Origin of the sequence: Marinilactibacillus piezotolerans, assembly GCF_900169305.1 — a bacterium.
In the GTDB taxonomy this organism is placed as follows: domain Bacteria; phylum Bacillota; class Bacilli; order Lactobacillales; family Carnobacteriaceae_A; genus Marinilactibacillus; species Marinilactibacillus piezotolerans_A.
Window position 1 is genome coordinate 1 of sequence record NZ_FWDP01000003.1, and the last position, 13527, is coordinate 13527.

General features: G+C 40.7%; 14 protein-coding genes. 1 reads left to right on the top strand and 13 read right to left on the bottom strand.

Going from position 1 to position 13527, the window contains the following annotated elements; translation table 11 throughout:
- Nucleotides 1-399 precede the first annotated feature (399 nt).
- Nucleotides 400-1125, bottom strand: coding sequence for an O-methyltransferase (locus B6F02_RS01860; RefSeq protein ID WP_080145716.1), 726 nt, complete (start codon nt 1123-1125; stop codon nt 400-402).
- Between the two features lie 132 nt (nt 1126-1257).
- Here B6F02_RS01860 and cbpA point away from each other — a divergent pair, with 132 nt between their 5' ends.
- Complete coding sequence (gene cbpA / locus B6F02_RS01865; RefSeq protein WP_080145717.1) at nt 1258-1896, top strand: cyclic di-AMP binding protein CbpA; 639 nt, start codon at nt 1258-1260, stop codon at nt 1894-1896.
- A gap of 81 nt (nt 1897-1977) precedes the next feature.
- Here the strand turns inward: cbpA and B6F02_RS01870 are convergent, their stop codons facing one another.
- The 12 genes from B6F02_RS01870 to fba form a co-directional block, all read right to left on the bottom strand.
- Nucleotides 1978-2475 carry a QueT transporter family protein gene (locus B6F02_RS01870; RefSeq protein WP_179128503.1) on the bottom strand — a complete coding sequence of 166 codons (498 nt, stop codon included), beginning with the start codon at nt 2473-2475 and terminating at the stop codon, nt 1978-1980.
- A gap of 198 nt (nt 2476-2673) precedes the next feature.
- Entirely contained in the window at nt 2674-3030 is a 357-nt protein-coding gene (locus B6F02_RS01875) for a type II toxin-antitoxin system PemK/MazF family toxin (protein ID WP_080145719.1), read from the bottom strand.
- Between the two features lie 86 nt (nt 3031-3116).
- A complete protein-coding gene (locus B6F02_RS01880; RefSeq protein WP_080145720.1) occupies nt 3117-3368 on the bottom strand; it encodes a hypothetical protein in 252 nt (83 codons plus the stop codon).
- A gap of 263 nt (nt 3369-3631) precedes the next feature.
- The gene (gene acpS, locus B6F02_RS01885; RefSeq protein ID WP_080145721.1) at nt 3632-3982 is read right to left on the bottom strand and encodes a holo-ACP synthase; all 351 of its coding nucleotides are present in this window, start codon (nt 3980-3982) and stop codon (nt 3632-3634) included.
- Nucleotides 3983-4198: 216 nt separating this feature from the next.
- Complete coding sequence (locus tag B6F02_RS01890) at nt 4199-5671, bottom strand: DEAD/DEAH box helicase (protein ID WP_080145722.1); 1473 nt, start codon at nt 5669-5671, stop codon at nt 4199-4201.
- A gap of 386 nt (nt 5672-6057) precedes the next feature.
- Nucleotides 6058-7431 (bottom strand): UDP-N-acetylmuramoyl-tripeptide--D-alanyl-D-alanine ligase, encoded by a 1374-nt coding sequence (locus B6F02_RS01895; RefSeq protein ID WP_080145723.1) that lies wholly within the window; start codon nt 7429-7431, stop codon nt 6058-6060.
- A 69-nt stretch (nt 7432-7500) separates the two neighbouring features.
- Nucleotides 7501-8556: a D-alanine--D-alanine ligase gene (locus tag B6F02_RS01900; RefSeq protein WP_080145724.1), complete on the bottom strand. Its 1056-nt coding sequence runs from the start codon at nt 8554-8556 to the stop codon at nt 7501-7503.
- Nucleotides 8557-8768: 212 nt separating this feature from the next.
- Nucleotides 8769-9023 (bottom strand): type B 50S ribosomal protein L31, encoded by a 255-nt coding sequence (locus B6F02_RS01905; protein WP_080145725.1) that lies wholly within the window; start codon nt 9021-9023, stop codon nt 8769-8771.
- A gap of 201 nt (nt 9024-9224) precedes the next feature.
- On the bottom strand, nt 9225-10505 hold the full coding sequence (gene rho, locus B6F02_RS01910) for a transcription termination factor Rho (RefSeq protein WP_372924826.1): 1281 nt from the start codon (nt 10503-10505) through the stop codon (nt 9225-9227).
- 15 nt (nt 10506-10520) lie between these two features.
- Nucleotides 10521-11795 (bottom strand): UDP-N-acetylglucosamine 1-carboxyvinyltransferase, encoded by a 1275-nt coding sequence (locus B6F02_RS01915; protein WP_080146066.1) that lies wholly within the window; start codon nt 11793-11795, stop codon nt 10521-10523.
- 78 nt (nt 11796-11873) lie between these two features.
- Nucleotides 11874-12422, bottom strand: a complete 549-nt coding sequence (locus B6F02_RS01920; RefSeq protein WP_179128504.1) for a biotin transporter BioY — start codon at nt 12420-12422, stop codon at nt 11874-11876.
- A 172-nt stretch (nt 12423-12594) separates the two neighbouring features.
- A complete protein-coding gene (gene fba / locus B6F02_RS01925) occupies nt 12595-13452 on the bottom strand; it encodes a class II fructose-1,6-bisphosphate aldolase (protein WP_080145728.1) in 858 nt (285 codons plus the stop codon).
- Between the last annotated feature and the right edge of the window lie 75 nt (nt 13453-13527).

Consider the following 13527-nt stretch of genomic DNA (forward strand, 5'->3'; position numbering starts at 1 on the left):
TAAGTTTGAAAAGCTCAATTGTATTGATTGTGAATGAACCTTGTTCATTCGATAGTTGTCTTGATCCATAAAGAATCGAAGACCCCTGCACATTTGGTTGTTTTACTTTGTTCAGTTTTCAAAGATCAATCGCCAACGCTTTAGTATCAAGCGTTTCTGTAAATGCCAACTCGTTGTGTCGACCTCTATAATATTACATCATGTTCGGTCGGTTGTCAACATTTTTTAAAAATTATTTTTTTGTGTACTGTTTAAAAAGCAGTTGTGAGATGAAACATCTCGGCGTGCATTTCGTTATCAGCAACGAGTAATACTTTACCAGTTAGTGATCATCTCGTCAACAGTTTTCTACTACTTTTTTCAATTTATTTAAGCACTTATTCAGAAAAAGCTGATATATCAACTTTTGTCTTCAGTAACCTGCGTCTTCATAAATGAGAAATCGAAGTCTTCTTTTTTTGTAATCAGCAATAGACCATCTCCCAGCGGCAAGAGAGTTGTGTCTAGAGCCGGATGATCCATAACAATTTCCAGAAATGCATTCAGTTTTTTATGGATCTTTCTTCTTCGTCTAGGAATTTCACTATCTTCTTCCAGTATTGTCCCCCCTTGCAAGACGTCATCTACTGCCAGCACACCGTTTTGCTTCAATACGCGCATACATTCAGGAAAGAAATCATAGTATTTCGCTTTTGCACTGTCCATAAATATGAAATCATATTTGGAATCATCTAATTTTTCCAGCCACTCGTTCGCTTGACCTTCCAGCAAGGTTACTTTATCTTCGATTTCCAACGTTTTGAAATTCGCTTTAGCTTTTTCAATCATGGTAGGATTTCGGTCAATCGTAGTGATTTTTCCTTCTTCATCCATATACTCAGCCATTAAGCCGGCAGAGAATCCAATAGCCGTTCCGATTTCCAAAACTTCTTTAGGCTTGATTTGTCCAAATAACCATACGAAGAAAGTAACTGTTTCATGAGGGATAACGGGGACCCTTTTTTCATTCGCTTCTTTTTCAATTTCTCCAAGTGTTCCTTTTAGTTGTTTTTGAGCTGTACGTAAAAAATCTCTGACTTCCTCTGACACAACTGGTCGATCCATCATTTCATTTCTTTTATGCATTTTAGACCCTCGGCTTTCTTATTCAGAATTTCTTATTTATTTTACATGGTTTTTTATATTTTCTAAAGCTTTTATCTGGTATAATAAAAATGTGAAAATAGCGATAATTACATGAGAAGGAGTAAATAAACAATGTTGATCAAACAACTGTCTGTACCAAAAAGCGCTGTGCAAACTATTCCCGAAACAGCAACATTACAAGAATCAATCGATTTATTAGAAAGAACAGGGTATAGATGTGTTCCAGTATTAGACGAAAGCGGGAAAATTTTCCGCGGTAATATCTATAAGATGCATATTTATCGTCATAAAGCTAACGGCGGAGACATGAACTTGCCGGTTACCCACTTATTAAAAAACGCAACGAAGTATATTCACTTGAACTCTTCGTTCTTCAAAGTTTTCTTTATGATCAAAGACTTGCCTTATATTACTGTTCTAGATGAAAACAACCATTTTTACGGCATCTTGACTCACAGTTCTTTAATCGATCTGCTTCAGCAGTCTTGGAGCATTGATCAAGGGAGTTACGTATTGACAGTTGCTTCCCCTGGACAAAAAGGCGACTTAGCAGCGATCACTAAGATCATTAATCGCCATTGTACGATTATGAGCTGTATTACTTTAGACGTCCAAAGAGAAAATATGGTGCGCCGTACAATTATTACTCTGGAGCCGAATATTTCCGAAAGAACATTAGATGATATTTCCAATCAGCTGGAACGTAAAGGGTTTAAGATTATCGGGATTGAAGATCTTCATAACGACTAATCTGATGAGTCCATTTAAAAAGCAGTGCTTCTTCTACTTTTTTGTAGAGAGCACTGCTTTTTTCACGCCAAAAATCAAAAGTTATTTTTCCATTTGTGCATTAAAATTGATTTTGCTGTTTAAGAACATCATAATCGGGATCCCCACTGCCATAGTAACAAATTGGCTGGCAAACAGTAATCCATAACTAACCCAGAACGTTTCTTCTACTGCTCCACTCAACATCAGCATGTAGGCAATAATGAAGGTGAATAGTGAGAACACAACTGTATTGATCAGCATTTTAAGCGGGATCGAAGCAATTTTTCTAGTTAACAGTATCGTAACGATTAGAGAAATGATCGTGTGTCCGCCGCCTAGTATCCAGTCCAGCACTCCATATGGAGACAGCAGGATATTTGCGACAATAACCCCAATACTAAGTCCGTAAGCATATTTGCTGTTGAAGACAACGAAATGATTCAGCATTTCAGATAGTCTAAGCTGTACCACTCCAAACGAAAATGGCGTGACTGCTAAGGTAATCACAACATAAAGAGCTCCTATAATTGCGTTAATTACTAATTGTTTGATTTTCAATTCTTTTCCTCCTAGTTTTTGATAACGTGGGTTGGCGCTTTCGAACCACGGTTGATGCACAACGAGAGTAGTGTATCACGATTCGATCAACTTGCGCAACTTATTTTGCATCACATAACTGTATATCTGTCTACATAAAAAGAGACAGAATCTATTCGCAGATTCTGTCTCTTTCACTAAGTAAATGGGCTAACTGAGTTATATGTGTTTATATTTATTCGATAATCCTACACTGATAGATAGAGCTTCATCAATAGAATTCATAGTATTGGAATTCAAATGAGTTACTTTGTCTCGCAATCGTTGTTTATCGATAGTACGGACTTGTTCCAACAAAACGACAGAATTTTTCTCAAGACCTTGGTCCGAGCCCACTTCTACGTGCGTCGGCATTTTCCCTTTTTGAATTTTTGTCGTAATCGCCGCAACAATTACTGTCGGACTATATTTATTCCCAACGTTGTTCTGAATTACCAAGACAGGCCTCATTCCGCCTTGTTCTGAACCAACGACAGGTGACAGATCCGCATAAAATATATCTCCCCGCTTAACCATAGGCATTTTTCTCCTCAAAGGCACCCTTTGGAGTATGGTCAGTTTCGTCCGAAATCATCTTTCTTTTCATCGCACGTTACGTTCCTTTAGATATGCATGTGCACTTCGCTTTCACAACCATCAAACTCAGAACAGATCTCTAAATTGATGTGTGCCATTTCTGCATATCCCTTCCGCATGGCATCCATTTTATTCATACTTTCTCTAACACAAACCTTTACCATTTCTGCCATCAATTGAGTTTTTTCCATGTTTGTTTCAACACAATATTCGACCAAGTCTTCATAGACTGACTGATCTAATTCAATAATCATTTTCTTGCTGCGCTGTTCTTCCATGACCGTGCCCTCCAAAAGATTATCGCTTATCTACAAACGTCCAACTCCAAACTCATCAATGCAATGTAACGTCTTCAATCCCACTATCAGGTTTGCATTAATTGCGTTTGAACATTTTAGAAATGAATCGTGCAAAGTTTCATCTTATAGATAAGTTTAGCATGAAAAATCTTTTATTAAAACAGGTCATTCAAGTTGATTGTGACGAAAGTATGACCAAAAAACAGAGAACAGATGAAGAATGGATGATCACCCCTCTAAAATCACTTCTCTAAAATCACTTGGGCTGCCGCGATTTGATAAGTATGGGTAATCGAGATCCAGACATTTCCATCAAAAGGTGTTTGGGTGACTTCCGGTTTTCCTGTCGGTCCATTTAGTATCTCAATATCATGAAATCCTAATTTGCCGATTCCAGTGCCCATTGCTTTTGAAAAAGCTTCTTTCGCTGAGAACCTTCCGGCTAAAAATTCATCTTTCCGAGTCCCTTGCAACTTTTCATAAACTTTATGCTCGTTAGGTGTCAAAACTCTAGATGAGAACGTCTCTCTTCTTTCGCAAGCTAGTTTAATCCTTTCGATCTCTACTACATCTAACCCGATTCCTGCAATCACTGGTTTCCCTCATTTTCGTCAGCAAACATTTGCTATTCTCTCAATTCATAATGACTTGATGTTAATATTACCAGAATCATAGGTAAAAGTCATATAATAGAGCACTCTGTTATGAATTCTTAAAATTATGACGATTCTGCGTTTTAATATTACAGTTAAACCCATTTTTAGACCTAAAAAAAAGAGGCCCTTGAAAGGACCTCTTCGGTTTATTGATTAATTGCTGCCTTTTTTACGGTCTTTACGGTAATTGTCACGACGTCCTTTGTTATCACTGCGTCGATTGTTATTCCGTCTGTTGCTGCTTCCGCTGTTGCGGTTGCTTCTGCCGCGATATCCGCCTTTTCCGCCTTTACGCTTGCGGTCTTTAGAAGGAAGAGGTCTCTGCGGTGAGATTTTTACAGGGATTTCTGTCGGGTCTTTGACCATAGATTTCACTAATGCTGCTGCCAAATCTTCCGCTGAGTAGGCACTCAACAATTTTTCAGCGGCATTGTGATAGCGATCCAGACCATTTTCTGCAATCGTTTTTTGAATATCTTCCATTGCAGATTCCAGCTGACTTTCAATTGCTTCGTCGTTGGTAGGTGGACGAAGAGCTGTCATTTCTTGTTTAGTCAGGTTTTCTACTGTACGCAGGTAACCCATTTCCTGAGGCGTTACAAAAGTAACTGAAACTCCTTTTTCTCCAGCACGTCCCGTACGTCCGATACGGTGAACATAACTTTCGGGATCTTGAGGAATATCATAGTTATAAACATGTGTTAAACCAGAAACATCTAACCCACGTGCAGCAACGTCTGTAGCTACAAGGATATCAATATTTCCTTTTTTAAATGAATTCAACACGCTCATACGTTTACTTTGAGAAAGGTCTCCGTGGATCCCTTCAGCTTGATAGCCGCGCATTTCAAGTCCTTTAGCTAGTTCATCTACACGGCGTTTGGTACGACCGAAAATGATGGCTGAATCAGGATTTTGCACATCAATCAAACGAGTTAAAATATCGAATTTTTCATTGTCGCGTGCTTTTGTATAGAACTGCTCAATAGTAGAAGCAGACAATGTTTTCGTTTTGATTTTAACGGTTTCTGGATTTTTCATGAAACGTTCAGCAATACGCTGGATTGGTTTAGGCATTGTAGCTGAGAAAAGAAGCGTTTGACGAGCAGAAGGTACTTCACTGATGATTGTCTCAATATCTTCAATGAATCCCATGTTCAGCATTTCGTCTGCTTCATCTAAAACAAGCGTTTCTACTTGTTCCAGTTTAAGCGTTTTACGTCTGATATGGTCCAGCAAACGACCTGGTGTACCTACGACGATTTGTGCGCCGCCTTTGATTTGCTTGATCTGTCTTCTAATATCTGCTCCACCATAAACACAAGTTACTTTTACTCGTTTATCTCTACTTAAACGGAATAACTCTTCTTGTGTTTGAATCGCTAATTCACGAGTAGGTGCGATGACCAACCCTTGAACATTGTGATTTTTCGGATCGATTTTCTGCAGCATCGGCAAACCGAAAGCAGCTGTTTTTCCTGTACCTGTCTGGGCTTGACCGATAACGTCTTTCCCTTCCAATGCTAATGGAATGGTTTGTCCTTGAATGGGTGTTGTTTCCTCAAATCCCATTCTTTCTACAGATTTCAGTATTTCGGGTGCAATATTTAATTCGCTAAATTTCAAAAATGTATTCCTCCTATTATTTTCCTTGGCTTCTATTTCGTCTGGGGAGCCAAGGAGTCATGCTTGAACGCACAGTAACCTACCTGCAGATTCAGCATCACTTAAAAGAAACGGGTTTTTCTTGTCCCTAAGATCGTTCGACGTTTCTTTTCACATAAAGACCCCAATGTTCGTATCCGAAACGCGCGATGCGACACACCAGGGTTTTAAATCTTCTTGACTCATATTTAATTATTAGATGGCTTGTTCTCACTTTATTGTTTGTCTATAAGAAAAACAAGCGTAAACAATATCGAACCATTGTTCAACAGACATCATAGCACGCATAGTTTTCATTTTCAACTTATATTGACTAGTTTAACAATGAATACGTTTTACCTACCAATTTATTTTTTCAATTCGTTAACAACATTCAAAATACCTGTTCCTAAACTGGATTTCAACAAAACCACATCGTCTGGTTGGATTGTTTTTCTTAAATAATCGATCATCGGCGTTTTATCCCCCGAAAAGTGGCGGATGGTCTCGAGCGTAAAGTCCTCTTTTACGGTTTTGTAAACCACACCCATCTCAGTACCATACAAGATCAGCTGGTCTATCGCTTTTGGATCAATAGCTTCCGCTATACTTTTATGCAACTCTTCAGATAATGCGCCTAATTCCAGGACATCTCCCAATACAACAATCTTTTTACCACTGCTCTCTATACTGGAGAAGTAACGCAAAACAGCTTTCATAGAAGAAGGACTCGCATTATAAGCATCGTTTAAAAGTTGTGCTCCATTAAATCCTTCCAGCCATTCCAAACGATTTTTGGTCAACTGAAAATGAGCCAGTTTTTCTGCACTCTGTTCAATCGAAATATCAAACTCCAATCCAACCAGCAGTGCAGCCAGTGCGTTCTGTACATTATACTCTCCCGGCATCGGCAATGTGATCGTCAACCCGGGGGCTTGGTTTACCGAAAACGATGTCTGGCGCATTTCTGACTGAACATTGAGCGCATACAAATCCTGATCCTCATTTTTCCCAAAAGTCCGTTTTCTTTCACTCGGCAGCTTTTGAGTTCGTTCCGCCAGCAGCGGTTCTTCTCCCGGATAAATCAGCACACCTTCAGGTTTTAAACCATCCGTAATTTCCATTTTCGCATCCGCTATTCCAGCTCTTGAACCGAAAAATTCTATATGCGACTCTCCAATCATCGTGATAACAGCCGCATCCGGCTCTGCCAGCATAGACAAGACATGGATTTCTCCAGCCTCACTCATACCCATTTCCAGCACGACGGCTTCTGTATCTGCCGGCATTTCCAGGATTGTATAAGGCAGTCCGATATGATTATTGAAATTACCAACTGTCTTATGCGTTTTGTATTTCGCTGACAGTACCGCTTCAACCATATCTTTTGTTGTCGTTTTTCCATTACTGCCGGTCACACCGATGATTTTCGGATCCACTTTTTTCAGATACCATTTCGCAAACTGCTGAAAGGCTTTCATTGTATCCTCTACTTGAATAATCGGCAGGTCTTTTGGCGCCTGCTCTATTGGATCACTCCAGAGTGCAGCTGCTGCACCATTCGAAATTGCACTCTCAATATACTCATGACCGTTTCGCTCAGCTACCAGCGGCACAAACAAACTGCCCTCCTGTAAACTTCGCGAGTCAAAAGCCGCCTTTACAACTTCCTTATTTTCATCATCTGCATGATAAAGCACGCCATCCGTAGCTGACGCAATTTCTTTCAGTGTCCATTTCATTCTCTTATTCTCTCCATTGCCTCAAGGAACACCTCTAATCCCGCACTCCTTGTTTGATTTCAATCCGCTTTATTCTCTATCCTTCAATGCCTGCTGCTGTCTAACCTTAAAACGACGCAGTCCCAATTGAATCATTTCCTCAATCAGATCGCCATACGCCAACCCGGTTTTCTCCCACAATCTCGGATACATACTATAATTCGTAAATCCAGGGAATGTATTGACCTCATTGATAAAAATCTCTTCATTTTCAGTTACGAAAAAGTCTACCCGTGTTAATCCATTCCCGTCAATCGCCATAAAGGCTTTAGCTGCATATTCTCTTAACCGTTTTGAAATGTCTTCAGACACATCAGCCGGAATCTGCGGCACCACTTCATTTGATAAATACTTGGACTCATAATCATAGAATTGCTGTTCTTTGACCAACTCTCCCGGGACAGATGTATTGATATCTTCATTCCCCAGCACAGCCACTTCCAGTTCACGTGCTTGGATCCCTTTTTCAATCAAGACTCGACGATCGAATTCAAAAGCTTTATTTACTGCTTCGATCAGCTCTTTTTGTGTAGTTGCCTGAGAGATACCCACGCTGGAGCCCATATTAGCAGGCTTGACGAACATAGGATACGGCAGCACTTGTTCCGCTTCTTGAACAACTGCTTTTAAATCCACTTTCCAGTCTGACTTTTTCACATCTACATAAGGAACGATCGGCAGCCCTGCTTCTTTGAACAATACTTTACTGATAATCTTATCCATTCCCGCTGCGCTCGCTAATACGCCTGCACCAACGTATGGGATATCCAGCACTTCCAGCAGCCCTTGAACCGTTCCATCTTCGCCGTTTGGACCATGCAGGACTGGGAAAACGATGGTATCTTCTTTTGGCAAGTCAGAGAAATGCAGTTCATTTCCATTATCTTCTAACTTCAACTGCTGAGCATCTGTGACTTGATCAGCATCCGTAATATCGCTGCCTTTCAGCCACTTGCCTTCTCGCGTAATATACACTGGTGTCACTTGATAATAATTGTAGTAGATTTCTTTTAAAATAGAGTAGGCTGAAAGAATCGAAATGTCATGTTCAGCACTTTTTCCTCCATAGAGTAAAATGATATTCATCAAAACGCTCCTTTGCCCTATCGCAGTTTTTATCCATTTAATAAAAGGGGTATATTCGATCATTCTGGTCTGTTGTTACAACGATTATTTTAGCAACAAAACCTAGGTTAAACAACTAAAAGTATGTACAGATCTATAAACCAACTTGCCGATCAGCTGTTTTTGGCGTATAAAAAAAGCTCTGGATATCCAGAGCTTTCTTACAATACTGATTATTCGCTGTCTGCCAAACCGTATTTTTTGTTGAAACGGTCGATACGTCCATCTGCTTGCGCAAATTTTTGACGACCAGTGTAGAATGGATGAGAATCAGAAGAAATTTCCACACGAATTAGTGGATATTCATTTCCGTCTTCCCATTCAACTGTTTCATTTGAAGTTTTAGTAGACCCAGTCAAGAATTTGTATCCTGTAGTTGTGTCCATAAATACGACTTGATTATATGTTGGATGGATTTCTTGTTTCATATTCTTTTCACTCCTTGTGCCATGAAATCTCTGCGATTCCATAGTTGTCTTCTATCATAAAAAGTTGAATCACCATGTACCGGCTTATCTGCAGGCATGCTTTCCCACTTTTTAAGTTTGTATGCAACATTAGATATCATAGCATGATTGAACCATTCACGCAATGTTTTTTCATGATATTTTATGACTTTTTGTGACTGGTCAACCTTTCTGCTGCAGGACTTTTTGAACGAACTGTTCGTTTTTCTTATGTCTGCGCAGAGTTTTGATAAACTGGTCTGTATATTCCAGCGAATCATTTCGCATACCGCGACGCAGTTTGTAGACTGCTTCATACTGTTCTTTTGTTAACAGCATATCTTCTTTTCTTGTGCTGGAACGTCTGATATCGATTGCCGGGAAAATCCTGCGTTCTGCCAAGTCTCTGGACAGATGCAGCTCCATATTACCAGTCCCTTTGAATTCTTCATAAATCACGTCATCCATACGGCTTCCCGTATCCACCAGCGCTGTAGCAACGATCGTCAAGCTTCCGCCTTCCTCTACATTACGCGCTGACCCGAAGAATCGTTTAGGACGATACAATGCTGCAGGATCGATTCCGCCGCTCAATGTCCGCCCACTCGGCTGTTCTACCAAGTTATAAGCCCGTGCTAAACGAGTGATGCTATCCATCAGGATGACCACATCTCGTTTATCTTCCACCAGTCTTCTCGCACGTTCCAGTACTAGCTCGCTGACTTTAACGTGATTCTGCGGCTGCTGGTCAAATGTAGAATGGACGACTTCTCCATCAATACTTCTTTCCAGATCTGTCACTTCCTCAGGACGCTCATCAATTAACAGAACGATCAATTCGACCTCTGGATGATTCTGTTTGATACCATTGGCAATTTCTTTCAAGATCGTCGTTTTACCGACTTTTGGAGGTGCGACGATCAACCCGCGCTGACCAAATCCAATGGGCGCAATCAAGTCAACCATTCTAGCAGAAAGATCTTTTGCAGAAGATTCCAGCTGGATGCGTTTTTCTGGATATAGTGGTGTTAGGGCCGGGAAATGCGGTCTTTCTCTGGCTTCTTCCGGATCTTTTCCATTGACTTGGCGGACGTTCATCAGCCCGTAATACCGTTCTCCTGATTTCGGCGGTCTCGCTGTTCCGGTGATTTTATCTCCGTTACGCAATCCAAAACGGGTCATTTGCGAGGCAGAAATGTAGATATCTTCATTACTGTGTGCGTAGTTGATCGGACGCAGAAAGCCAAAATCCTGATTATAGATTTTGTCCAATACGCCGGATACTTGAAAATACCCTTGTTTTTCTTCTTGCACTCGAATCACAGCCAGCGATAATTCTTTTTTATTCATTTGGCTGTAATAGGGTATTTTCAAATTTTTTGCCAGTTCATAGATTTCTTTTAAGGTTTTTTTCTGCAGATCGTCAAACGTTAAAAAGTTTGCCACTTTGTTTCCCCTATTCATTGGTTTCAGTTCGATTTAATCGGTCTCTTCCGCTTCTTCCATGCGGATATCGGCTCCAAGTGCCGTCATTTTCCCAACAATGTCTGCGTATCCGCGCAGAATGTTCTCTACGCCAGTGATTTCTGTCTCGCCATTTGCGATCAGACCGGCGATCACTAGACATGCACCTGCACGTAAATCACTTGCCGCAACTTGTGCGCCATCCAGCTGGTTATTTCCTTCGATCATAATAATATCACTGGTCACTTTTGCTTTTGCACCCATTCGATTTAATTCTGGAATATGTTTAACTCGTTTAGGATAGATCGTATCAATGATGGTTGAATCTCCGTCAGCCAGCATCAGCAGCGGTGTGAATGGCTGCTGCAAGTCGGTTGCAAACCCTGGATACGGCAGCGTTTTGACAGAGATCCCTTTCAGCCGGCCGCTCGGTTTCCGGACACGGACTGAGTCTTCGCCGATTTCCATCGGAACACCCATTTCTTCCAGCTTGGCAATCAGCCCTTCAATATGTTCGACAATGACATTGTTTACCAGCACATCATCTCCAGCCGCTGCAGCCATGATTAAATAGGTTCCGGCCTCAATGCGGTCAGGAATCACAGTATGACGACAGCCATGCAGTTCTTCGACGCCATCAATACGAATGACATCTGTACCAGCACCGCGGATTTTAGCCCCCATATTATTCAGCAGGGTTGCAATATCGATAATCTCCGGTTCACGAGCTGCATTTTCAATAACAGTTCTGCCTTTCGCCTTTACTGCTGCCAGCATCACATTGATCGTAGCGCCAATAGAGACCACATCAAAATAAATACGAGCTGCTTGAAGTCCGGATGGTTCTGTTTTTAAATACATTGCACCTAGTTCATTTTCCACAGAGGCGCCTAAAGCACGGAATCCTTTTAAATGCTGATCGATCGGACGCGGTCCTAAGAAACATCCACCCGGCAGCCCTACAACACCTTGACCATATTTTGTCAGTAATGCACCCATGAAATAATAAGAAGCTCTCAGGCTTTTGATTTTACCGCTCGGCATTGGAATGGAGACCATTTCAGTAGGATCGATCACAAGTGTAGAGCCGTCAAAAGTCGTTTTTACGTTCATGTCAGCTAGAATTTCGATTAAAGAATGGACATCTTGGATATCCGGTACTCCTTCTAATGTAACAGGAGAATTTGCAAGGATTGCTGCGGGAATCAAAGCAACGGCACTATTTTTAGCACCTGATATCGTGACTTCACCGGTCAGTCTTTTTCCGCCGTTGATCAGTAGTTTTTTCATAACTGTCTTCATAGCCTCTTTTCAAAAATTTATCGTTCAGTTAAAAGCCTTTATGGTTTAATCAGACGTTCAGCAGATTTATGCCGTTCTCATTAAAACGGATTCTAGTCGCTGACAGACGATTCCGGCTGCAAACGCCTTGATCATATCGATCGGCAAAAATGTCGTCAGGTTCGTCAGGAAAATGGTCTGCAGGGTAATCGGCGTCTGTAAATATACGTTCATAATGAAATACTGATAACTGATCCCTACTACATAAAGAACCAGGATACCTATAAACATCGTTGAAATTCTATAAAGACTAGAAGTTTTATATTGATACAGTTTACCGACGATCAAACTCACAAAAACAGCTCCTATAATATAACCGAAAGCTGGAGATAAAATACTCTGGAAACCGCCTGAACCGCCAGCAAACACTGGGAAGCCGATTAAACCTAGTAAAATATAGAGCAGGATCGATAACGTCCCTTTAAATGGACCCATCAATGCGGGAATCAGTAAGAAAAAGAAAACTTGCAGTGTTATAGGAACGGGGCCGATCGGAATAACGAATACGGACGCAACGGAGAGCATCGAAGTTAATAACGCGATTTGGACGAGATCTTTGGTTGATAATCTTTTCAAAGGAATCCCCTTTACTTTATTCATAGTTTTAAACACACATAAGTATAAACAATCCAACGATAGAATACAATATTTTAAGAGAGAATGATAGCCCGCTGACATCTCTTCTACATCTGTATGTAAAAAAGACGCCCGGAATAATCCAGACGTCTTTTTTTAGGTTTTAGACTGATTAAGCTTGGTTTGAAGAACCGAATTCTTGCATTTTAGCTTTAGTTGTAGCAATGATGTTTTCTTTACCAGGTCCGATAACTTTACGAGGATCGTAAACTTTTTCGTCATTAGCAAGAACGTCACGCGTACGTTTAGTCCAAACTTGTTGTAATTCAGTATTTACGTTGATTTTAGTGTGTCCGTACTCGATTGCTTGTTTGATTTGGTGAGTTGGAATACCAGAACCACCGTGTAATACTAAAGGTGCGCCAGTTAGTTCAGAAATTTCTTTCATTTCGTCGAATCCAAGTTTTGGTTCGCCAACGTAGTCTCCGTGAACAGATCCAAGAGCAGCAGCTAAAGCGTCGATTTTAGCTTCAGTTACCATACGTTTACATTCTTGAGCGTCTGCATAGTTCACGTTACCGATAACGCCGTCTTCGTTTCCGCCTACAGATCCAACTTCCGCTTCAACAGAAGCACCTTTTGAATGAGCATATTCTACAACTTTTTTAGTTGCTTCAATATTTTCATCAATCGGGAATTTAGAGTTGTCGATCATTACTGAAGAAAATCCGGCATCGATCGCAGCCGTACATGTTTCTAATGAAGAACCGTGGTCCAAGTGTACCGCTACTGGTACAGTGATATCCATAGTTTCCATCAAAGCGTTAACCATAGCTGTAACAACTTTGAATCCGCCCATGTATTTTGCTGCTCCTTCAGAAACACCCAGGATTACTGGAGATTTTTCTTCTTGAGCTGCTTGTAGAATAGCTTGAGTCCATTCTAAGTTGTTGATGTTGAATTGTCCTACGGCATATTTGCCTTCTAGAGCTTTGTTCAACATCTCTGTCATACTTACTAAACGAGTCATGTAATAAGTTCCTCCTTAAAATTTTGCGCACTTTTAAACCGAGGCTTGACTTTCGGTTTCTTTATCATTATAAAC